The following is a 24,025-nucleotide window of genomic DNA, read 5'->3' on the forward strand; positions in this document are numbered from 1 at the left end:
GGCAGTTAACACAATGAGGAGAGACTCATGGCCGGTTTTGATAAAGTAGTTTCTAGTTACGAAGCTGCAATGGCAGGTTTAAAAGATGGCGATACCGTAATTGCTGGTGGTTTTGGCTTATGCGGCATTCCTGAAGGCTTAATTAAACAAATTAAACAAATGAAAACCAAAGAGCTAACAGTGGTTTCTAATAACTGCGGTGTTGATGACTTTGGATTGGGTATTTTACTTAAAGACAAACAAATAAAAAAAGTGATTGCCTCATACGTTGGCGAAAACGCCCTATTCGAGCAACAACTTCTTAACGGCGAAATAGATGTAGAGCTTACCCCACAAGGCACGCTTGCTGAAAAAATGCGCGCCGGTGGTGCAGGTATCCCAGCTTTTTATACCGCTACAGGTTACGGTACCCCTGTAGCTGAAGGTAAAGAAGTAAAAGAGTTTAACGGTCGCCCTTATATTTTAGAAGAGTCTATAACGGGTGAATTTGCCATTGTAAAAGCATGGAAAGCCGACCGATACGGTAATTTAGTATTTAGGCACACCGCTATGAACTTTAACCCTATGGCGGCAACCGCAGGTAAAATTACCGTTGCCGAAGTAGAGGAAATTGTAGAGCCCGGTGAACTTGAGCCTAGCCAAATTCATACCCCAGGTATTTTTGTAAATCGCGTTATTAAAGGCAACTTTGAAAAACGCATTGAACGTGTAACAACACGAGATTAAGCAGGAGCATAATTATGGCATTATCACGTGAACAAGTTGCAATGCGCGTTGCACAAGAACTTAAGGACGGCTACTACGTTAATTTAGGCATAGGAATTCCGACACTCGTCGCAAACTATGTACCTGAAGGTATTGAAGTTATGTTACAGTCCGAAAATGGCTTGTTAGGTATGGGTCCCTACCCAACAAAAGCAGAATTAGACGCCGATATGATCAACGCGGGTAAAGAAACCGTGACAGCTGCAACAGGCGCAGCCATATTTAATAGTGCAGATAGTTTTGCCATGATACGGGGTGGTCATGTAGACTTAACCGTTCTGGGTGCATTTGAAGTTGACCAGAACGGCAACATTGCGTCGTGGATGATCCCGAAAAAGCTGATTAAAGGCATGGGTGGCGCGATGGACTTAGTCGCTGGCGCGAAAAATATTGTTGTTACTATGACCCATGCAAGTAAGCATGGTGATTCTAAATTGCTAGAAAATTGCTCTTTACCCCTTACAGGCGTTAATTGCGTTAAAAAAATAGTAACAGATTTAGCCGTATTAGAAGTTAAAGACGGCGCATTTCATTTATTAGAGCGTGCTCCTGGCGTATCAGTTGATGAAATAATTAGTAAAACAGCAGGTAAACTACTTGTTGACGGTGAAGTACCAGAAATGGTTTTTTAACGCTTTACCATGTACCGACCTCATTCCCAGTGCCAATGGCGCTGAGTTACCCAAAATCCCTCGCAAGAGGGATTTTTTTTGCCTTTAAAAATATTCTTAAGCTTTTCACACATATGTAGTAAATATTATCTATAATACAAATAACTATAATGTAAGCGCTTAGATTATTTGCACTAATTTGTAGAAGCTATGCACCCTTTTTGTGAACTAGTGCTATATTTAAAATTAAACTATTGATATTATTATATTAAATTATTGGTTCGATTATTGCCTGTTAAAGGCGTCTTAAATTAATTAAACAATTCTGGAAAACATGCAAACTCCTATTCGAGGCCTCCGCTCTTTTTGCTTTGCAGCAAAAAGCTTAAGTTTTAAACATGCAGCTAAAGAGCTGTACTTAACGCCCTCTGCGGTTAGCCATCAAATAAAACAACTTGAAGAACAACTAGGCATTGAGTTATTTCAGCGCCAAACTCGCTCAATTAGTTTAACCGCTGCGGGTAAAAACTTTTTTGATGCCATTTCGCCTATTATTTATACCCTTGAAAACACCATCAATGAATTTAGTCAGTTGCAACAAAATACCAATATAACTATTACGCTGCCTGAATTTTTTGCCAGTGAGCTACTCATGCCTAAATTAAGTGAGTGGACATCTGAGCACCCTAATATAAACCTGCAAATGGATACGCTTAAAACACGTAAAGAGCTTACGCGCCATAGTGACTTATCGATTGTTTTATCATCGAGTAAACCCACTGAGGGCCTTACTACTGAATTATTTAATTTAGAGTATATTCCTGCTTGTAACGAAAAATTATTAAAACAGTGGAAAGACGATCATTGCCAAGCATTAAATCAAGTTCCTTTAATCCTTCACAAAGCAAGGCCGTGGGCATGGCACCAATGGGCTGAAAAAGCAGGTATAGATGACTTTTCGCCTACGCAAATCATACAAATTGATAGTATGTTTGGGGTCGCTCGTGCAGCGCAACAGGGCATTGGCATTTCACTTATACCGCTGCCTATTAGCCAAAGTTGGTTTGATGAAAAATGGCTTTATAAGCTATTTCAACAGCCTCTTACAACTAAAGATAAATACTACTTAGTACAACACGAGGCTAATACGCCAAATCCTGCATTAGACCTATTTGCTAAGTGGGTGGTATCTACTTTTAGAAAAATTCAAAGTTAAATTATTTAGGGTGTCGAGCTCGCAAAACCTGCAATACTACTTTTTAATTATTTAAAAATAGTTTTTTAATCGCCACCCTTTTGCCCCATTTCCTAACCTTTAAATTTATTCATTTAAAAACAAAAAGATAAATCCAGGCTTTAGACTAAAGTCTATAGCTTAATTTTTTTCACTTATTAGTTTTATTTTTATCGTTTGTATGACTTATATGATTATTTTAAAGTTAACTTATTGAAAGCAAGCAGCTAAACGTTTTTACTTATTAGACATTATTTACTGTTTTGCACCAAATAAATGCAACCTTTTTAGAGGTAATAGCTCTAACAAGGTAAGAAAAGAATCTTATATTGTGTGTGTAAGATGTTGTCAGTGTGAAAAAGCAGTTCAAGTTAGGTGGTGACTTAGTTTGAACTGTTTTTTATTCCACCAGCAGCACGCAGCAATAACTAAATTAGCTACTTTGTAGCAAACCAAATCTTATATTGTGTGTGTAAGATGTTGTCAGTGTGAAGAGCGGTTCATGTGAGGTGGTGACCTTATATGGGCCGTTTTTGTTTTATAAACACTATTACCTACCCCAGCGTTTTTACCAATTCACTTAATTAAGTATTATTCAACTATAAAGTTATGCTTTTTTTTAAGCTGTTTAATGGTGTTTTCATTCTGTTTTAAAAATACATTAAACTTTTTAACCAGCTGTGGGTGTTTAATGCTCGATAACATAAACGCTTGGCGATCAACAGGCAGCTGATGCTGAAAAAACACAGGTACGGGTGTATCAAAAAACTCTTCTATATTGTATTTAAGTACATCGTGTGAAATATATATACAATCAACTCGCTCTTTATGCAGCAAATAAATCATCTCGATTACATTATCATTTTCAACGACTTTTAGCTCTGGGCTAGACGTTAATTTACCAAGTCCTTGCAATGTAAAGCCGCGAACTTTTGCAAGTGATTTGCATTCTTCAAGTTTAATATCGTCTTTTAAGCTCGCTATACCTGTATGTGTAACCAATGAAGGGACTGAATAAATAATACTTTGTTGATGCTGATTTTTATAACTTGCTTGCCAGTGCGGGTTATCGGGGTATTTAAAGTCAACATGATGATGCTCTATAAACTCTTTATAAAGGCGCGGAATTGGCAAAGTGTAAAACTCAAACTTTATATTCTGTTGTTTGGCAAATAGTTCCAATAACTCTTTGCTAAAACCAAAATAGTCACGCTTGTTAGTGCCACTGCCATCGTAATAAGGCAGGTATTCTATATTCTCCACCCCTATTACATATTTTTCGACAGGTTGTGCTAATACAGGGCTTATAGTAATAAGCCCTGAGACAATTGCTAACGTATTAATCAGTTTGATAATAAAATGCCGTTTTTTGTCATTTGCTTTATTAATTTATATATCATATTCACAGTTAATTAAAGTTTAGATTTATTACATATATAAGAGCGAACTGATAGCTCATATAAATCAGCTTTTATTACGAGGTATAAACTCCAGCACAGTAGCATTAATACAGTATCTATCTGTACCTCTTGGCCCCTCACCTTTAAATAAATGCCCTAAATGAATACCTGTGCTTTTTGATTTAAGCTCAATGCGTGTCATTCCCCAGCTAGTATCTTTATGCTCAGTAACACTATTTTTAACCGGGTGTTTAAACGATAACCACCCCGTTCCTGAGTTAAATCTATCGCGGGTATCAAATAATGGCTCACCACTTAATTTATCTACAAATACGCCGTCGGGAGTGTTTTTAAATTCTTTATACTCTTTACAGTAAGGTCTATCGGTGCGCTCATGAAATGCGACTTCGTAGGCATCACTATCGCCTAGTTTAAAGGCGCCAAGCGCTTTGTAAAATTCAGCAGAGGTCGCGTAGCCTTGATGCGCATACACCTCTTTACCATTTTCTAAAAACAAAATGGTGGGAGTTGCCCATGTTGCCGATTTTATAGTTAAACCATTGAGCTCATCAGCATGACGAAATGTTAAAGGGATTGAGCCCTTGTAATCGTTTGCTACTGTTTTTTTAAACTTTTCGCAATAAGGGCAGTACTCACGCGAATCTAGTACCACAATCTGCTTGCCAGTTAGTAAAAAATTATTGTCTATATCGGTTTTTTTAGACTTATTAAATACCACACCAGTAGCGTGATCTGGGCAGTAGCCATTTGGATTCTTTTGTAAATAATTTTGATGATACTCCTCGGCAGATACAAACCCCTCAAGAGGCTTTATGTCTGTTTTAATCTGTCCATAACCTGCTTTTGTTAATAACGGCTGATACTCGGCTTTAACTTGCTCTGCAAGCTGGGCTTGCTCTTTTGTGGTAGTAAGAATAATTGATCGATACTGCGTACCAATATCATTACCTTGGCGATTCAATTGTGTAGGATCATGACTTTCAAAGTAATGCTGTAATAATGCTTTAGAAGAAATAACATTGTCGTTGTACATAACTTGTACTACTTCAGCGTAGTTATTTTCATCGAAGCGGCGTGATTTATCAGTGATATTGTTATATGTAGCTTTAAAGCCATGACCATCTGCATAGCCTGACTCTGCATCGATAACCCCTTCTAATGCTTCGTAGCGCTTTTCTGCCCCCCAAAAACAGCCAGAACCTAACACAATGGTTTTTATATGCATTGTAGCCTCTACGTTGCTGTGCTCTATTTTTTCGGTTGATAAAGCAAAACAACCGGCGCTAAACGTAATAGCGGCGCCAAATAAATAAACTGAGTGAGAAAATGTCATAAATACCTCTTAATACCTACGTGTTTTAATTAAGACCTAACATCCCTTGTTTTAATTTCAGTAAATAGATACGTGCTAAATTTGAATACAGTTTGAGTCTGCATTTCATTTTCATTATTTTTCTTATGGCTAGGTACTGAATAAATAAACAAAACTATGTTAGCTTTGCTGCACGTTGTATAAAAAGATAATAATTATGACTGAACTTTTACAAGTCGTGGCGTTAACAAATACTAGTTTGCTCCTTAGTGCATCACACCATAAACAAAGTGATGCACTTAAAACGCAAAGAAAAATTTGGGCACTCACTGCACAACTAAAACAATACGATGAATTTTCTGATTTAGTCCCAGGCATGAACTCTTTAACGCTTTATTTAAAATCGCAAGCTCATTTAGAAAAATGGCAAAACGCTTTGCCTGATTTATGGGACAAAGTAAAAGCAACAACATTTAAAGGCACTCACCATAAAATACACACCACTTATGATGGAGAAGATTTAGATTTTGTTGCCAAAAAAACTAACCTAACTCACCAACAAATTATTCAAATACACAGCCAAGCCACTTACCACGTTTTATTTTTAGGGTTTCAGCCCGGTTTTGCTTACCTACATGGATTAGATTCACGCTTGCATATCCCACGCAGAGACACTCCACGTACTAAAGTACCTAAAGGTGCCATTGCTTTAGGCGCAGAGCAAACTGCTATTTACCCAGCAGAAACACCTGGCGGTTGGCATATCATTGGCCACACAAACACGCCCCTTTTTGATAGCACACATCCTGAGCCATGCTTATTCAAACCCGGCGATACGCTATCATTTGTTTCAATAAATACAGTGCAAGGAGCATAACGTGATAAAAGTACTTAAACCCGGCGTGCAACTTACAATTCAAGATAGCGGGCGCTGCGGTTATCGCCATTTAGGTGTTAGCCAAGCGGGTTGTTTAGACCCTTACGCACAAATAATTGCCAATAAATTAGTGGGTAACAAAGATAATGACGCTGTGCTTGAGGTTACGTTAGGCCTGTGCGAGTTACAGTTTGAAGCAGATGCCATTATTGCCCTACTAGGCGCTGATTTAAACGCCACGCTTGATGAAACGCCCCTCTACCCAGGGTGGAGTTACCAAGTAAACGCCAATCAAACTTTAAGCTTTGATACAGGTCGAGCTGGTTTGCGTGCCTATATAGCCGTACAAGGCGGCATTGATGTTAAAGATGTCATGGGTTCAAAATCAACCGATTTAAACGCGCACTTTGGTGGCTTAGCAGGTAAAGCACTTAGCGAGGGCGACATTATTCCTATTAAAACATCTCCCCTGCCAATAACGCGTTTTATACAGCGCGGAGCTATTACTCCGCCGAAACTAAAGGTGATCAGGATACATGCAAGCCCGCACGCACAAATACTAGGTGATACGCTTCTTAAACAGTTTTTTTCTACATCGTTTAAAGTATGCCATAACAGCAACAGGATGGGACTTAGGCTAACAAACGAAAGCCCTCTAACTCATAGTCACTCACTTGCCTCTGTTGGCACTGCCCCTGGAACAATTCAATTACCACCCAGTGGCGAGCCTATTGTATTACTAAACGATGCGCAAACTACCGGTGGCTACCCTATACTTGGCACTGTAATAGAGGCCGATTTACATCAATTTGCGCAATTTAGACCCGGTGACTCTATTGAATTTAAGCAAGTCACCCTTGAGCAAGCTCACTTGGCAAAACAAAAGCTTAAAGGTCACTTGCACCAGCTCAGTTTAGCGCTCAAATATAGTTGATTTTAAGATGAGGTATAAATCTATTTCATTACGCTATTTAAAGTATTAGCGAGGCTCTATTCACGTGTAATAAGTAAGCGTAGATTACTTAATTAAACGCATAAAATTACAATAAAATAATTTAAGCTTCGCTTTAATTTATGCACACACTTGGTGCGTTTGTATGGTGTGCTTTTTTTCAAACACTGCACTAAATGCCTTACTAAAGCGACTTTAACCACCAAAAGTGCTGTAAATATAGACACACCTGTGAGTGATGCACTAGTTTGGTGCGCGCACTTTTCACTTGGTGCATAAATTATTCTTAATTAATTGTAAAAGCAGTGTGACTTGAGTAATTATTTCTGATAAAACAAGGTTTCGCAGCATAGCAAAGTTGCCCTGCTGCACACATAATAGGAATGAGGAGTTACTATGTGTTCAATTTTTGGTGTATTAGATATTAAATCTAACGCCACTCAATTGCGTACCCAAGCAATTGAAATGTCAAAACTACTAAGGCACCGTGGCCCAGATTGGTCTGGAGTGTATTCATCTGAAAAAGCGATTTTAGTGCATGAGCGCTTAGCCATTGTTGGTGTATCAAGCGGCGCACAACCTTTATACAACCCTGAAAAAACAAATATTTTAGCGGTTAACGGCGAAATTTATAACCACAAAGAGCTGGCAGCAGAGTTAGAGGTTGATTTTGAATTTCAGACTCAATCAGACTGTGAAGTTATTTTAGCGTTATACAAACAAAAAGGGCCTGAGTTTTTAGATGACTTAAATGGTATTTTTGCATTTTGTTTATACGATGAAGAAAACGATGCGTACTTAATTGGCCGCGATCACATTGGTATTATTCCGCTTTATACTGGTCACGATGAGCATGGTAATTTTTATGTTGCCTCAGAGCTAAAAGCGCTTTCACCGATTTGTAAGCACATTGAAGAGTTTCCACCTGGGCATTACTTATACAGCAAAGATGGTGAGCTTAAGCCTTATTACAAACGTGATTGGGAAACTTTCGACGCAGTTAAAGATAACAGCGCACAAGCGCAAGACGTTAAAGAAGCATTAGAAGCGGCAGTTAAACGCCAGCTAATGTGTGATGTGCCTTACGGTGTGCTACTTTCTGGTGGTTTAGACTCGTCGGTTATTTCGGCTATTACGCAACGTTTTGCCGCTAAACGTATTGAAGATAACGATGAAAGTGACGCATGGTGGCCTAAGCTACATTCATTTTCTGTTGGGCTTGAGGGTTCACCAGATTTAGCCGCTGCGCAAAAAGTAGCAGATATGATTGGCACAGTGCATCACCCTATTCACTTTACCATTCAAGAAGGTATTGATGCACTTCGTGAGGTTATTTATCACATTGAAACGTATGATGTAACCACCATTCGTGCCTCAACGCCAATGTATTTAATGGCGCGCCAAATTAAAGCTATGGGTATTAAAATGGTGTTATCGGGCGAAGGCGCAGATGAGCTATTTGGTGGCTATTTATACTTCCACAAAGCGCCAAACGCACAAGAATTTCATGAAGAGCTAAACCGTAAAGTATCAAAGCTGCATATGTTTGACTGTTTACGAGCTAATAAGTCTATGGCTGCATGGGGCGTAGAAGCACGTGTACCGTTTCTTGATAAAGAATTTGTTGATGTGGCTATGCGTATCAACCCAGAAGCTAAAATGTGTAAAGATGGCAAAATTGAAAAACACATTTTACGCGAAGGTTTCGATGGCTACCTGCCTGAAGAAGTACTGTGGCGTCAAAAAGAGCAATTTTCAGACGGTGTTGGCTACAGCTGGATAGACACGTTAAAAGAGTTTGTAAACGAGCAAGTAAGCGACCAAGAGCTTGCTAACGCTAAGTTTAAATACCCAATTAACACACCAGATTCGAAAGAAGCGTACTACTATCGCTCTATTTTTGAATCACACTTCCCGGGGGATGCATCAGCTAAATGTGTACCACATGGTAAGTCGGTTGCGTGTTCAACCCCTGAAGCACTTGCATGGGATGCATCATTTCAAAATAATGCGGATCCTTCAGGCCGTGCTGCTGGCGTTCACAACGACGCGTATGCAAGCAAAGGCTAAACGCCCCTTTTTATCGCAACGTAGGCTCAATCAGCCTATGTTGCGGTATATAAAGCATCTTTATTCAGTTCCTGTATTTTCTAGCTCACAGCATCACTTAGCCGGTTCAAGTGCGTTAATTGTTATTTATACGCAAGGGTTGAGTACTCGCGTAATGCAAAAAATTGCATCAAATTCGCAGCACCCTGCTAGCGTTTTTATAAATGAAAATGAAATTTCTCGCCGTATATGTAACATTCGCTGGTTTAATCAAACATCAGAAATTAAGCGCTGCGGCCATGGCACCCTTGCTGCTGCAAAATGTTTATTAGCACACTTTGGTTTTTGTCCTTCACACTTTATTTCAAACGATAAAGAACGGTTTAAAATTAAGCTAGCTACAGGCCGTGTACAACTTCAGCTGGCGGCTATTAACTCCAAAAAAAGTGATGAGAGTAACAGTCTCTGTGATGTGTTTTCGCACTCTATAAAAGCAACTTACTCAACAGCTTATAAAAATGGCTATACCGTTATACTGTTTAAAAGCATGGCTAATTTAAAGCATTTAGAGGTTAATTTTACACGCTTGGCAAAAGTGCATAACAATGCGGTGATAGCACTGCAAATAGATAGTACTAATGATACCAACGCAAGCGTGTATTTTAGGTATTTTGCGCCGCAATTTGGGATAAATGAAGATACTGCAACTGGCTCTGCGGTGTCGATTATTGCGCCACTTATTTTTAGACTATATGGTTTAAATAAAGTAAGCCTTATACAACAATCACCAAAAGGCGCGCTGCTAAACTATACGTTTAGCAGCAATCAGGTAGTTGTGAATTAAGCTATTACATTGGCCTTAGTAGGCAAAGTGCAAAGTAGCTTTTCTCGTCTTGCCAAGTTTGTTCAAGCGATAAATTAGCTTGGGCAGCAAGATTTTTAAACGACTCAAGGGTATATTTGTGCGAGTTTTCAGTGTGAATGCTCTCTCCCGCTGCAAAGTCTATTTGCGTGTTGTTAATTACCACGCTTTGATTACATTTGCTCACTAAATGCATTTCAATGCGGCTATGCACTTCGTTAAATCGAGATTCGTGTTTAAAATTATCTAAAATGAACGTGCCATTTAATTCGTTATTTATTCGCTGGAGTAAGTTTTTATTAAAGGCGGCGGTAATGCCAGCTTTATCATCGTAAGCATCAAGTAACACTTGTCGCTCTTTTACTAAATCAATACCTATTAATACATAGCCATCAACACCGCATAAACGGTGAAAATTATTCATTATTTCAATGGCTTTTACTGGCGCAAAGTTACCCAGTGTAGAACCTGGAAAATAGACTAAATTTGTTTGGCTATCTAAGGCGGTGTCTTTTGTTAACTTCTTAACCATTTGACTATGGGTAAAATCGCCTAGCAATGGCGTAATTGCTAGCTCCGGAAATAACGGTGATAAATGCGCTAGCGAATAATTAAGCATTTCTGATGATATTTCAAAAGGAACAAAGGTTTTTACATTGCTCATATGGGCGAGTAAATACGCGACCTTTTTACCCGAGCCACAGCCAGGCTCAATAATTGATAGGTTCTCGGGCAGTCTACTAGCAATCGCTTTTGAGTAATCTTCTAATATGGAAAGTTCAGTGCGGGTAACATAGTACTCTTGCAATGAAGTTATTTGCTCAAATAAGGCCGCCCCTTTATCATCATAGAAATACTTACATGGCAGCGACTTTTGCTGTTGAGCTAGTCCATGTAATACATCATTTAAAAAGTCTAGATCGGTTATTGATAGCTGATTAATTGCTGTTACTTGGCTCATAGTATGTCCTTTGCTAGTCTAATGCCGCTGCACATCCACGCTTGATGTGGATAAAAAAAGTTACGGTAAGTCTGCCTTAAATGATCTTTTGGGGTAAACACACACCCGCCACGCAAAACCATTTGGTTATTCATAAATTTACCATTGTATTCCCCTGCGGCTCCGCTAAAGGGTTTAAAGCCTGGGTAAGGTAAATAGGCGCTATTAGTCCACTGCCAGCATGTATCGCTTAACTGCGAGATAACATCAAGGTTTTTACATGCACTTGGCGTGAGCAAATCGTTTTGTCGTTGTATAAGTGCTTGTTGCTGTGCTACATACTCCCACTCAAACTCAGTAGGTAGACGCGCATTTACAAAATTAGCGTAAGCCGCTGCTTCAAAATAGCTTACATGGCTCACTGGCGCATCTAAATTTAAAGGCTGTAGCCCGTAGAGGGTAAATTCAAACCATCGCCCGTCAATATAATGCCAATACAAAGGGTGACTAAGTTGCTCGGTATTTATATTAGCCCAGCCATCACTTAACCAAAATGAAGGGTTTTTATATCCGCCCGCCTCTATAAAATGTAAGTACTCTCTATTAGTCACTAATCGATTAGCAAAACTAAACGCATGGATAAGCGCTTGGTGTTTAGGTTGTTCGTTATCGTACGAAAAGCCGTTTTTAGCATTAGCCCCTATATTGGTTATGCTTTGGCTAAATTCGGTAAATTTTAAAGTGCCTAATGAATCACTAATCATTGGTGAGTAACTTGGGGCTTGGCTGTAGGCAGGAAAGCTTGGATTAACCGAAAAATTATACTTAATATCCATTAGCATGAGCTCTTGATGTTGCTGCTCATGATTCAGTCCAAGTTCTATAATATTGCACAGTGTTTGGTTAGTGCCTAATTTAAGCAACTCGTTTAGCGCATTATCAACATAAGCTCTGTAGCGCAACACCTCCTCTAAACTAGGGCGAGATAAACTTCCTCTGTTAGCGCGCTTAAATTGCTCACCTATGCCGTTATAGTAGGAGTTAAAAAGCACCTTAAATTGTTCATCAAAGAGCGTGTAGTTAGGCAGATACTTACTAAGTAAAAATGTTTCAAAAAACCACGTGGTGTGAGCTAAGTGCCATTTCATTGGGCTTGCATCGTCCATTGCTTGTAGTTGGCAATCTTCTGCGCTGAGGTTTTCTATAAGTGTAAGACTATGTTGGCGAATTGACTGAAATTGAGCGTGTATTTTTTCAGTGCCGTGCGCTTCATTCGTTTTCTTGTTTAGCATATTAATGTTAGTCCTTTCACTCTTTGCGATTAAATAAAGCCTACGCCAGATTTTACCTTTATTCATGTTACATAATGATTAAATCAAACCCTCTACCCATTTAAAACGTAGACTAATGAATTAACGACTAAACGAGTTTGGAGGCGCTGCTTTAATTTTAGTTTAATAACAAACTAATTTTTAACACTCACTGAATTAACAATAGCTTATCTTTTTGGTGATAAATAGCTTTTAGCGCTAAGTAATCAGGCATATAACACCAAATAGTTTTACATTTACGATTTAACTCATACACTATTAAGGGTATGATCAGCGATTAATTTAGTTAGTCCTCAAATAAGTTTTATTGAAAATAATGCAACTTACTCTGTGGCTAATTAACTTAGTGTTATGCCGGAATTCTCTGGCTTGTTAGGACAACATAAGAGGTATTCATGAGCGAAAATCATGACAAGTATAGTATTGATAATACGGACTACACCGTAGGTCAAGATAACGTTCAAAAATGGGGGTTTGATATACACAATCCTGTTTTTGGTATTAGTGCCGGTTTGATTGTCATCTTTTTAGTCGCCATTCTCGTTTCGGATGCGCAAACAGCCAAAGCAACACTTGATGGTATTAAACTCGATATAATAAATAACTTTGATGCGTTTTTTATGTGGGCAGCAAACTTCTTTGTTATATTTTGCTTGGCATTAATTGTATCGCCATATGGTAATATTCGTTTAGGCGGAGACGGTGCTAAACCATCGCATTCACGCATTTCATGGCTTGCCATGTTATTTGCCGCAGGTATGGGTATTGGCTTAATGTTTTGGGGTGTTGCAGAGCCTGTAGCCTACTTTACAGGCTGGTACGAAACCCCACTTAATGTAACTGCAAATACACCAGAGGCTGCAAAAGTAGCCATGGGTGCAACCATGTTTCACTGGGGTCTTCACCCTTGGGCTATTTATGCCGTTGTAGCGCTCTCACTTGCGTTTTTTACTTATAATAAAGGTCTTCCTTTATCAATTCGTTCAATTTTTTATCCACTATTAGGCGACAGAGCGTGGGGCTGGCCTGGTCATATTATTGATATTCTTGCCGTACTTGCCACTTTGTTTGGCCTTGCAACCTCGTTAGGTTTAGGCGCGCAGCAGGCTTCTGCCGGTATTAATCATGTATTTGGTACCGATGGCGGTGTAGGCGCACAATTATTGGTTATTATTGGCGTTACCTTACTGGCTATTATCTCAGTTGTACGCGGCATTGACGGTGGCGTAAAGGTACTTAGTAATATAAACATGCTCATTGCATTTGCCTTACTTTTGTTTGTTGGTTTAGTTGGCTTTGCTGTGGCAATCGGTAACGTACCCAATACTGTTATGGGTTACATTGAAAATATTATTCCACTGAGCAACCCACACGGCCGTGAAGACGAAACATGGATGCACGGTTGGACTGTATTTTACTGGGCATGGTGGATTTCGTGGTCACCGTTTGTAGGTATGTTTATTGCGCGTGTTTCTCGTGGTCGTACAATTAGAGAATTTTTAATCGCTGTATTATTAATTCCTACTGCGGTTACTATTTTATGGATGTCTATTTACGGCGGCATTGCAATAGACCAAGTTGTTCAAGGTGTTGGTAGCTTAGGCGTAAACGGTTTAACTGATGTGCCTATGGCAATGTTCCAAATGCTAGACGAACTGCCTATGTCAAGCGTGCTTTCGTTCTTGGCTGTGGTTTTAGTATTAGTGTTTTTCATTACCTCTTCTGATTCGGGTTCATTAGTTATCGACTCAATTACAGCAGGCGGTAAAGTGGATGCACCTGTACCACAACGTATATTTTGGGCTACGGTTGAGGGCTCTATAGCTGCGGCTCTATTATGGATTGGCGGCACAGAGGCAATACAAGCCCTGCAAGCGGGTGCGGTATCAACGGGTCTTCCGTTTACAGCTGTACTGTTATTAATGTGTGTAAGCCTACTGTTAGGATTACGTACTGAGCCTCGTACGGGTAAATAATACAGTTTAGTAATACATTTAATAAAAATGCCGCATTTATTGCGGCATTTTTTATAGCTTTGTATGCTTATTTAACCAAGTAGCTCGAACAGTGGTGTATCTTCACGATAATGATACTGAACTTGCGCTATAAGCAACTCAGCCGTTGCCAGAGCATCAGTTAGCGCATTATGGTTATGATAAGCCGGCAGTGAATACCGCGCGCGGCAATCAGTTAACCTAAGCGAACCGACCTTTTGATTAAACAAACGTCCTATTAAGCCTTGGCGAGCACGCAATGCTCGTTGCTCAAGCTCCATGGTGTCGACTAATGCAAACTGGATCCCTTCGTTAATTCGCGCAAGTAATGCATTGTTTAAAAAGTGCCGCTCTATCGCTGCATAATGCACCACCACAACTTTTCCACTAAGTGCATTAAGTAGCGGCCCTAGACGAGAGGTTAAATCAGGAGCATCATCCACTTCTGAATGCGTAATACCATGAATAACAATCGACTCCTCACTTAAGCTTTTACGAGGCTGCACTACCCAATGCTTAGCAAGTGTGCAATACACCCTTTGCATTGTAAAGGGGACTAAGCCAATACTAACTATATCGTCCACCTCACTATTTAGACCGGTTGTCTCAAAATCAAGAGCCACAAACGAAATGTCTTTTAAAGGCGCGTGGGTTTCACCATAAGCGTGTTGGTAAAACGCTTTTAAATGCTCATTTTTAGCGTTGTTAGCAAGAGTTTTATAATGAGCCTGCCAGTCAAAATACGTTTGCTTAGCCATTCGTTACTTAACACCTACATTAGCTGAATAACTAAATTTTAAGTAACTTTGCGCTTTTTCGAGTATCGCAAACGCTTCTTTTAAATTGCGTTGCTCAAACGGCGAAAGTAAATGCGGGTCTATGTCGTTATCGGGCTCTTCTTCTTGCTCTATTTGCCATGCTTGATGACGAATTCGCATCATGGCAATGTATTCTAATGCGTCACGTAAATCCTGTGCTTTGCCCTCAGGTAACAAGCGCGACTCAATAATATCTTCAAGGCGTTCAAACGAATTTTGCTTACGAGAGCCTATCGCCAGAGCATGCACTCTTATTACATCAGAAAGCGGCGCAGTGCCTCTACGTTTTAAGTTCATTGAGCGCTTATGTTGGCCGTTATGCTCAAGCACAAAGCCTTTAAAAAAACCAAGTGGCGGTGTACGGTTTCGGGCATTGGCGGCCATATTTGCTAAAAACACACGGTTTTGTTTACTTTGCTTAGCAATAAAAATTTTAAGCTCGTCGGCCCATTTAGTTTTACCCCACACACCATCTAAATCAAAAAATATTGAGCTGTTAAGCAGTGCTTGTGGTTTAGGTAAGGCTATCCACTGTGAGAATTGATCAAACCATTGTGAGCGTGTTTTACGCCATTTTTTAAACGAGGCCATAATCTCGCCGCTACAATAGGTATAACCACATTGCGCTAAGCCATCACACACAAAATCAGAAATATTTTGAAAGTACTCATTGTGTTTTTCATCATCGTAATTGTCATCCAAAATAAGCGCGTTATCTTGATCTGTTACAATAAGTTGTTCATCTCGCGCCATAGAGCCTAACGCGATAAAACAATAAGGTACTGGCGGCGGGCCATATTTTTCTTCAGCCAGTACTAACAAGCGCTGTTTAAAAGTACGCCCTATTACCGCAATTGCCGTACCAATCATATGTGAATTAGCATCTTCGTTTACCATACGTACAAATACATTGGGCAGCTGGCGCGCATAATGTGCTAAATCTTCAATGGTTTGCTGCGCTAAAATACCGCGCACCAAGAGTAAACTACTTTGCGACTCGTACCTTAAAATATCGGATAATGAAATAACCCCAATTGGCCTGCGTTTTTGTACCACAGGTAAGTGGTGCAAATTGTCGCGCAGCATGGCAAGCACGGCCTCAAATACATAGGCATTTGAATCAAGCAGTACAAGATTAGTTGACATAATTTTATCAGCAGTAACATCAAGCCCTAGGCCTTGTGCTACCACTTTTGTGCGTATATCGCGGTCGGTAATAATACCTACTATTTGACCATCATCTTCTTCTGGGTCGTCGCTTATTGGTTTATCTAAATCGGTAACTAACACAGAAGATACCGCTTCTTCTGTCATTACTTTTGCAACATCTTGTATGGTGGTTTGAGTACTTAGCGTTACCACATCACGGTGAATGAGCGATTTAACTTTGGCGGTTGTTAAATCGTTGCTGTCGGCTTGCTCAACTAACGCTTGGCGAAGGCGTACATTGCCATCGGCTTCAAAATAATCAGCAAAGCCGTCAAACTCATCACAATAACGGTTAAATAGTTCAAAGTTAATGCAATAAACTAGGGTGTCCTCTAATGCCTTTGCAGGAAAGCGCACTTTACGATTCATCAACAAGCCCATTTGGCCAAAAATACCGCCCACATCTAAGCGGTTATAAAGCTCGTTGTTACGACGATAAATTTCCACAGAGCCACTGCGAATTATAAATAAATCAGCAATGTCTTGGCCTAACGTTAAAATATCAGTTTGCGAGCGGTAGTAAGCTACCTCAACTTGTTGCGCAAGCTCGTTTAAAGCGTTTGTTGGTAAGTCATCAAATGGCGGGTGCTGCGCTAAAAATTGCGCAATTTCAACTTGTTCGGCTTGCATTGGGGATTCCTTGTGGCCACACAAAAAGGCATGTATATGCTCAAGTGGCTATCTTAACAAACAAGGTATGCCAATCAAGCCATAACCATGCCTAGTACACGTTTAATTTAAAAACGTTGCTGGGCATGGCTTTAAGGTTAGATTTTTTCAAGCTCTTGTGCGAGCTGCTTAGATTCATCCCCCCTTGGCGTGGTAAAGCGTGCTAAACCTAAGTAAATTACCGGAGTAAGATAAAGCGTAAACAACACCGCAAGTGCTAATCCGCCAAACACCACCCAGCCAATGGCATTTCGGGCCTCAGCCCCTGCGCCTGTAGAGAGAATTAACGGTAATGCACCAAGTAGAGTCGATATAAGAGTCATCGTAATTGGGCGCAAACGTACCAGTGCAGCTTGCTCGACCGCTTTTCTGACTGTTAAACCTTGATCGCGTAATTGATCTGCAAACTCAACAAGCAAAATTGCGTTTTTAGCGATTAAGCCTATCAGCATGACTAAACCAATTTGAGAGTAAATATTTAGCGATGTGCCGGTTAAATAAAGCGCTAATATGGCCGATGTAATACCAAAGGGAACGGTTATCATAACCACAATGGCACTATTTACATTTTCAAATTGGGCAGCCAACACTAAAAATACAATTAAAAAAGCAAAAACATAAGTTACAAGTACTTCGCTGGATGTTTCTTCATAGGTTAGTGCTTCGCCTTTAAACGCAAGTGCAATACCTGGTTCTAACGACTGCTCAGACACCGTTTTTATTTGCTCAACTAAATCAGCAATGGTTAACGATTCTGGCAGCTCCATGCTTAACTCTATAGAACGGCGCTGGGCATGACGCTCAAGCTCTGCTGCCACGCCTTCTTCAGAAATATAAGCCACACTACTTAAAGGAACTAAACTACCATTACCGGCCCTTATGTATAAATTAGCCAGATCGCTTGGGCTGTTTATTGTTTGGTTTTGCGCTTGCAACATAATTGGCACAGACTGATCACCAATGTTTAAATCTTCTACGTCGTCGCCATTTATTGCTGCGCGCAAGGTAATAGCAATGTCGTTTAGCGATACACCGAGCTCTTGTGCACGGCGCCTGTCTATATTTACTCTAAGTTGTGGTTGAGAAGGCTGATATGAGATACGCACAGGTGCCACCTCAGAAACAGCCTTTTCAAGAGCCGCAGAAAACTGCTGAGCCGCTTTAAATATTTGCAAATAATCTTGCCCAAGCAGCGCTATTTCAACGCCTCCACCTTGGCCACGTAAATTTAAACTATTAGCACCCCCCGGGTAAGCCGGTGCTCCTGGAATATCGCCAAGTGGCTGACGTATCTTATTAATAATTTCTTGTTGGCTAAAGTGCCTTTCATCCCAGTGTTTTAGTGGCACAGTAATAAACACAATATTAGGGTCCCATTGGCCTACCACAGTATAAATAGACTCAATTTCGCCGCTATCTACAAACGGAAGTAAAATATCTTCCATTTTTATTGCTTGCCTATCCATAAAGTTAAGCCCTACACCATCTGGGCCTCGTGCAAATATACGAATTTTACCTCGGTCTTCTGTGGGCAAAAGCTCGTTATCTAAACTGGCGTACAATGCACCTGAGCCTGCTGCAACCAATAAACAGAGCGCAAACGTAAGCCATGCATGGTTAAGCACTTGATGAATTGTTTTTGTATAAATACCACCCAACCAATGGCCTAGTTTAGCAAATGGGTGAAAACCGCCCTGCTTTAACTTTAATTTGGAGGTAAGAGCAGGCACTAATGAAAGTGCCACAAAGCTTGATATAATTACCGCACCGGCAAGTACTCCACCAAACTCTCTGAATAAGCGACCCGCCGTAGATGGTAAAAAGGCAATGGGTATAAATACAGCGGCAAGTACAGCCGTGGTTGCTACAACAGCAAAAAACACCTCGCGCGTGCCTATTACAGCAGCTGCCCGACGCCCTAAACCTAGCCCCCGCTGGCGCTGAATATTTTCACTTACTACTATGGCATCATCAACAATTAAGCCTGTGGCTAATACAAGCGCCAACAAGGTTAAAATATTTATTGAAAAACCCAGTGCCCATATAAGTGCTAAAGACCCTATTAAGGCAACAGGAATAGCAAAAGCAGGCACTAAAGTGGCGCGCCAAGAGCCAATAAATACCCACAAAGTGACAACCACTAACAATACTGTAAGCAATAAAGAGTAAATTACTTCATCTACTGAGCTTCTTATAAATTGTGCGTCATCGGAGGTAAGTGTAAATTCTATTTCTGGAAAGCGTGTTTGCATACTTGTAATAAGTTTGAGCACTTCATCTGATATTTCAATTGTATTTGATTGTGCTTGTCGAATGATTTCCATACCAATAACGGGCTTACCATTTAGCCTTACCATAGAGCGCGGATCGGCAGGGCCAAAATACACAGCCGCAATATCACTAATTCGAGTATCGCCTTGTATTATAATATCGCCCACTTGCTCTGGAGTAATGGAGGTTGCATCGGCACGTACAATAATTTGCTGATCGTTTGACTTCAAACTCCCTGCTGGCACATCAAACGGCGCTTGGCTAAGTACTTGTGCTACATCGGGCACTGTTAAATTAAAGCTACTTAGTTTTAACGGGTCAATTCGTACTCTTAATACTCTTTCTCTATCACCGTTTAAGCGTACATCTGCAACACCCGGAATAGTTAAAAATTGCGGCGCTAAGTCAACATTTACGCGCTCGGTAAGCGCTTCAAGCGATAAACTTTCACTCGAAACAGTAAGAGATACCACCGCTTCGGCGTCGTTGTCGGCTTTAATAATAGAAACCCGCTCCACTTCCTCTGGAAGGTCTCGTTCTACACGTGCCACAGACTCACGCGTTTCATTTGCGGCGTCATCTAAGTTTATACCTGGTCTAAATTCGACCACAATACGTGCATTTCCCTCTTCACTTTGTGCGCGTATTGATTTAACGCCACTTACACGCGCTACTGCGCCTTCTAATTTACTGGTTACTTCAGTGTCAACGGTCTCAGGCGAGCCGCCAGGAAATGGGGCCGAAACCGTAATACGTGGCCTATCTACATCAGGAAGTTCTCTTACTTCAACACCCGCAATAGCGGCAATACCTGCAATAATAATTAATAAGTTAAGCACCACAATAAGGACTGGACGGCGAATCGCCATTGAGGGTAAATCTTGCATCATAGGTTGTTGTTTCATACCTACTCCTGCGTATCTTTAGCGAGTAAATTAAAGCTTAGATCTTGGCCTGCACGTAAGCGTTGTACCCCTTCAACAACTAGAATATCGCCTTTATTTAACGGCCCAGAGACTAACAATCGCCCCGCCAAACGCTGCTCTATTTTTACATCAACACGTGTGGCTTTTTTATCGACGCTGGTCCATACATAAGGGCCTGTAGCTCCCCACAGTAATGCAGCTTCAGGAACTGCTGCAAAACGCTCCCCTAACACCTCAATATGAACCCTAAAACTCATACCAGGTAAAAATTGTTGCTTCTCATTATTTAGCTTTGCTTTAACACGTAAAGTACGAGTTTGCGGGTCTACGCGTGAGTCTAAATAGGCAATATCAGCCTTAATGGCAACTTCTGATTGCCAAGGAAATACCGTTAAGCTGCTTTTATTACGCAGCATACTGATAGCGGACTCCGGTGCGTTAAAATTTATATACAGACTTGTTGTGTCATCTATTGTGGCAATAGGGGTTTGCTCGGTTATTCTATCGCCAACCTCAACATCTGTTAAACCCATAATGCCATTGAACGGCGCAATTACTTTTCTGTCTTCAAGTTCAGTTTGAGCCTGTATGAGGGTGACTTTGGCCAGCTCTACAACCGTTTTAGCGTCGTCAACATCACTTTTAGGCACTGCGCCTTTGGCCTGACTTTGTTCTAATCGTTTTAATATTCGCTGGGTATCGGCAAGTTTAATCTTAGCCTCATCAAGTACGGCTTTTTGCCTACGAGAATCAAGTTCGAGTAAAGTATCGCCTTTTTTTACTTTATCACCTGGCTTAAAATAAACACCTGTTACTCTATCGCCTACAGCGGGGTACATTACAACTGAATGAATTGCTTCTGTATTTCCTACCGCTTGCACTTGTTGTTTTACACTTTCGAGAGTAATTTTTTGTACAACAACGTTCGCACTCATTGCAGGAAGGCTGAACAACAGCAGCAAACTGAGCACACCGATTAAAACATTTTGCGATTTCAAAGTAATACCTTAATTAATTATTATTCCCATTACCTTACGAAGTCTAACAGCTGATTGATCAATAGGTAGGATAGAACGACAAATTAGCAAAACTATTAGATGAAATTAATTGGTAATACCAATTAATTTTTGAAAAAGGCGCCTAAAGGCTGAGCATTTATACAAATACAGGCAGGATTAAACTAAAAAGTGGCTATTTAAATAAAAAAGCCCAGTATAAACTGGGCTATGTAGATAATATGGAGTTAAAGATTATTTACCGCGCTGCGCTTCTTTTTGTGCTTTTTTAGCTTCTTTACGTTGTTGTAAAACCGCTTGCGCTTCATTACCAATATGCCCTTCACCACGTGCTTGTGCTAATTCTATTTGCTTTTGACGCTCAGCAAAACGAGCACGCTGCTCATCGGTTACATTGTCAATACAGTGATGACACGAAACGCCTTCCATGTATTCTGGCTTTTGCTTTTCGTCTTCTGTAATCGGCATACGACAGGCATGGCATTGATCGTAAGAGCCTTTTTGTAAATCATGATTTACTGCTACACGATTATCAAAAACAAAACACTCACCTTCCCACATTGTTTCTTCTTTTGGCACTTCTTCTAGGTATTTTAAAATACCGCCTTCAAGGTGGTAAACTTCATCAAACCCTTGCTCTTTCATATAAGCCGTTGATTTTTCGCAGCGAATACCGCCGGTACAAAACATGGCTACTTTTTTGTGTTTTTCTGGATCTAAATTTTCTTTTGCCCACTGAGGGAACTCACGGAAAGTTTTGGTATTAGGATCGACCGCATTTTGAAAAGTGCCAATTTCAATTTCGTAATCGTTACGTGTATCAATCAAAATCACATCAGGGTCTGATATTAATGCATTCCACTCTTGGGGTTTTACATAGCTTCCCACTACTTTTAGTGGGTCAACCCCTTCAACGCCCATCGTAACAATTTCGTTTTTTAGTTTTACTTTAGTGCGGTAAAACGGGCATTCATCATCGTATGATTCTTTAGTTACTATGTCTTTTAGGTTTTCTTGTGTATCTAACCACGCAAGTAAGTTGTCTATTCCTTCGCGCTTAGCCGATACAGTACCGTTAATACCTTCAGCAGCAAGCAATAAAGTACCGCGTACTTTGTTTGCTTCCATCACTTCTAAAAGGGGTTTACGCAGTGCTTCAAAATTTGGCAAGCCTACAAATTTGTACATTGCACACACTACAAAGTGCTCGGTTGTTACATCATTTTTATGAACAGCAGTCATTTTGCTTCCTATTTTGCTTTGATAGCCTTAAGTGGCGTTTACCGAATCGTAAATCCGGCGCATATGGGGCGCGTATTTTACGCTTTTTATAATTAATTGCAAAAAATAGCGCGTTAGAATGGTTTTTACTGTCGGCACAACCCATGTGTAAGCTATAATGCGGCCATTAATTTAAGTTGCACATTGGAGAACACGACTTTGCACTTTACTGATCTTGGGATTGATACTCGCCTTGAAACACAATTAGCACATCAAGGGATCACCCAGCCCACAGATATTCAAGCACATGCAGTGCCTACCGCACTTGCAGGGCATGACATTTTTGCTCAGTCAAAAACTGGGTCGGGCAAAACATTAGCGTTTTTATTACCTGCTGTTCAGCGAGTGATGAAACAAAAAGCGCTCAGTAAACGCGATCCTCGTGTCCTCATCGTTGCACCAACCCGTGAGCTTGCAACCCAAGTATTTACTCAATTGCGTTTATTAATTGCAGGCACAAACATTAAAGCTGTAAAAATACTCGGTGGCGAGAACTTTAACGATCAAATTAAAGCCCTTCGTAACGACCCGCACTTTGTTGTGGCAACCCCAGGGCGTTTGGCCGATCACATCACTAAACGCTCATTACAATTAAGCGGACTAGAGCTATTAATTTTTGATGAAGCCGATCGTATATTAGACTTAGGTTTTACTGAACAGCTAAAAATGATTAACGAGCAAGCTAATCATCGCTTGCGCCAAACATTACTTTTTTCAGCGACACTAGATCATGCTCAAGTCGATGCTCTATCGCGTAATTTATTAAAAAAACCAAAGCAAATTACACTGAGCGCCGCAAACGAGCAACACAGTGATATTAAACAAACACTCTATTTAGCCGATCACCTTGATCATAAAGAAGCATTACTTGAGCATTTTTTAAAACAAGATGATGTTGGCCAGTGTATTATTTTTACAGCGACCCGTGCCGATACAAGCCGTTTAAGCGAAGCATTAAATACAAAAGGTTTTAAATCGGTGGCTTTAGCTGGCGATTTAACACAGAGCAAACGTCTTGATATTATGGACTCGTTTAGCCGCGAAAATTTTAAAATTTTAATCACCACTGACGTTGCTTCACGTGGACTGGACTTATTAAGTGTAACGCACGTTATCAACTTTGATTTACCAAAACACGCTGAAGAATATGTACACCGTATTGGTCGTACAGGCCGCGCCGGATTTAAAGGTAATGCATTATCGCTAGTAGGTCCTAAAGACTGGACCAGTTACTTAGCAATTAAGTCGTTTTTGAACGACGAACTGGTTTTTGCAAGCGTTGATGGCCTTAAAGCTAAATTTAAAGGTATAAAAGAGAAAAAGCCTGCAACAACCGTTGTAAAAACTAAAAAAGTTGCACAGGTCAAAAAGCCGCAAGTTAAACGTAAAGCTAAACCTAAAAAACCAGCTGCACCTATAAAAGCCCCGATGAATATTGATGGCAATTCTCCAATGCGCCGTAAAAAAAAGCCTGAGCAGGAATAATT

Annotated in this window: 18 protein-coding genes; 9 read left to right on the top strand and 9 right to left on the bottom strand. The window is 40.3% G+C overall.

Going from position 1 to position 24,025, the window contains the following annotated elements; all coding sequences use genetic code 11:
- Nucleotides 1–27: 27 nt before the first annotated feature.
- The 3 genes from WDB87_RS04400 to WDB87_RS04410 all read left to right on the top strand — a co-directional run bounded on the left by WDB87_RS04400 (nt 28) and on the right by WDB87_RS04410 (nt 2,592).
- Nucleotides 28–726 (top strand): CoA transferase subunit A, encoded by a 699-nt coding sequence (locus tag WDB87_RS04400; RefSeq protein WP_337849188.1) that lies wholly within the window; start codon nt 28–30, stop codon nt 724–726.
- A 14-nt stretch (nt 727–740) separates the two neighbouring features.
- On the top strand, nt 741–1,397 hold the full coding sequence (locus WDB87_RS04405) for a CoA transferase subunit B (RefSeq protein ID WP_286247477.1): 657 nt from the start codon (nt 741–743) through the stop codon (nt 1,395–1,397).
- Between the two features lie 313 nt (nt 1,398–1,710).
- Complete coding sequence (locus WDB87_RS04410) at nt 1,711–2,592, top strand: LysR family transcriptional regulator (RefSeq protein WP_286247475.1); 882 nt, start codon at nt 1,711–1,713, stop codon at nt 2,590–2,592.
- A 609-nt stretch (nt 2,593–3,201) separates the two neighbouring features.
- Here WDB87_RS04410 and WDB87_RS04415 read toward each other — a convergent pair.
- Nucleotides 3,202–3,873 (bottom strand): substrate-binding periplasmic protein, encoded by a 672-nt coding sequence (locus WDB87_RS04415; RefSeq protein ID WP_286247474.1) that lies wholly within the window; start codon nt 3,871–3,873, stop codon nt 3,202–3,204.
- A 201-nt stretch (nt 3,874–4,074) separates the two neighbouring features.
- Nucleotides 4,075–5,364, bottom strand: coding sequence for a peptide-methionine (S)-S-oxide reductase MsrA (gene msrA / locus WDB87_RS04420; RefSeq protein WP_337849189.1), 1,290 nt, complete (start codon nt 5,362–5,364; stop codon nt 4,075–4,077).
- 196 nt (nt 5,365–5,560) lie between these two features.
- On the opposite strand from msrA, the gene pxpB reads away from it, so the two are divergent.
- The 4 genes from pxpB to WDB87_RS04440 all read left to right on the top strand — a co-directional run bounded on the left by pxpB (nt 5,561) and on the right by WDB87_RS04440 (nt 10,065).
- Nucleotides 5,561–6,220 (top strand): 5-oxoprolinase subunit PxpB, encoded by a 660-nt coding sequence (pxpB, locus tag WDB87_RS04425; RefSeq protein ID WP_337849190.1) that lies wholly within the window; start codon nt 5,561–5,563, stop codon nt 6,218–6,220.
- A 1-nt stretch (nt 6,221) separates the two neighbouring features.
- Complete coding sequence (locus WDB87_RS04430) at nt 6,222–7,154, top strand: biotin-dependent carboxyltransferase family protein (RefSeq protein WP_337849191.1); 933 nt, start codon at nt 6,222–6,224, stop codon at nt 7,152–7,154.
- A 414-nt stretch (nt 7,155–7,568) separates the two neighbouring features.
- On the top strand, nt 7,569–9,242 hold the full coding sequence (gene asnB / locus WDB87_RS04435) for an asparagine synthase B (RefSeq protein ID WP_286247466.1): 1,674 nt from the start codon (nt 7,569–7,571) through the stop codon (nt 9,240–9,242).
- On the top strand, nt 9,226–10,065 hold the full coding sequence (locus WDB87_RS04440; protein WP_286247464.1) for a PhzF family phenazine biosynthesis protein: 840 nt from the start codon (nt 9,226–9,228) through the stop codon (nt 10,063–10,065). The genes asnB and WDB87_RS04440 overlap by 17 nt, the downstream gene beginning before the upstream one ends.
- A gap of 4 nt (nt 10,066–10,069) precedes the next feature.
- On the opposite strand, the gene egtD is transcribed toward WDB87_RS04440, so the two are convergent.
- Complete coding sequence (egtD, locus tag WDB87_RS04445; protein WP_337849192.1) at nt 10,070–11,044, bottom strand: L-histidine N(alpha)-methyltransferase; 975 nt, start codon at nt 11,042–11,044, stop codon at nt 10,070–10,072.
- Nucleotides 11,041–12,315, bottom strand: a complete 1,275-nt coding sequence (gene egtB, locus WDB87_RS04450) for an ergothioneine biosynthesis protein EgtB (RefSeq protein WP_286247460.1) — start codon at nt 12,313–12,315, stop codon at nt 11,041–11,043. The genes egtD and egtB overlap by 4 nt, the downstream gene beginning before the upstream one ends.
- A gap of 434 nt (nt 12,316–12,749) precedes the next feature.
- Between egtB and WDB87_RS04455 the strand changes: the two genes are divergently transcribed.
- Nucleotides 12,750–14,330, top strand: a complete 1,581-nt coding sequence (locus tag WDB87_RS04455; RefSeq protein ID WP_286247458.1) for a BCCT family transporter — start codon at nt 12,750–12,752, stop codon at nt 14,328–14,330.
- Nucleotides 14,331–14,401: 71 nt separating this feature from the next.
- Here WDB87_RS04455 and WDB87_RS04460 read toward each other — a convergent pair whose 3' ends face one another.
- The 5 genes from WDB87_RS04460 to trhO form a co-directional block, all read right to left on the bottom strand.
- Complete coding sequence (locus WDB87_RS04460; RefSeq protein ID WP_337849193.1) at nt 14,402–15,106, bottom strand: 3'-5' exonuclease; 705 nt, start codon at nt 15,104–15,106, stop codon at nt 14,402–14,404.
- 3 nt (nt 15,107–15,109) lie between these two features.
- Nucleotides 15,110–17,005 carry a DUF294 nucleotidyltransferase-like domain-containing protein gene (locus WDB87_RS04465; RefSeq protein ID WP_337849194.1) on the bottom strand — a complete coding sequence of 632 codons (1,896 nt, stop codon included), beginning with the start codon at nt 17,003–17,005 and terminating at the stop codon, nt 15,110–15,112.
- Between the two features lie 137 nt (nt 17,006–17,142).
- Nucleotides 17,143–20,220: an efflux RND transporter permease subunit gene (locus WDB87_RS04470; RefSeq protein ID WP_337849195.1), complete on the bottom strand. Its 3,078-nt coding sequence runs from the start codon at nt 20,218–20,220 to the stop codon at nt 17,143–17,145.
- Between the two features lie 2 nt (nt 20,221–20,222).
- Nucleotides 20,223–21,239: an efflux RND transporter periplasmic adaptor subunit gene (locus WDB87_RS04475; RefSeq protein WP_337849196.1), complete on the bottom strand. Its 1,017-nt coding sequence runs from the start codon at nt 21,237–21,239 to the stop codon at nt 20,223–20,225.
- A gap of 252 nt (nt 21,240–21,491) precedes the next feature.
- Nucleotides 21,492–22,499: an oxygen-dependent tRNA uridine(34) hydroxylase TrhO gene (gene trhO, locus WDB87_RS04480; RefSeq protein ID WP_337849197.1), complete on the bottom strand. Its 1,008-nt coding sequence runs from the start codon at nt 22,497–22,499 to the stop codon at nt 21,492–21,494.
- A gap of 198 nt (nt 22,500–22,697) precedes the next feature.
- Between trhO and WDB87_RS04485 the strand changes: the two genes are divergently transcribed.
- Nucleotides 22,698–24,023 (top strand): DEAD/DEAH box helicase, encoded by a 1,326-nt coding sequence (locus WDB87_RS04485; protein ID WP_286247446.1) that lies wholly within the window; start codon nt 22,698–22,700, stop codon nt 24,021–24,023.
- The last annotated feature ends 2 nt before the right edge of the window (nt 24,024–24,025 follow it).

The organism is Pseudoalteromonas sp. C12FD-1 (assembly GCF_037414265.1).
In the GTDB taxonomy this organism is placed as follows: domain Bacteria; phylum Pseudomonadota; class Gammaproteobacteria; order Enterobacterales; family Alteromonadaceae; genus Pseudoalteromonas.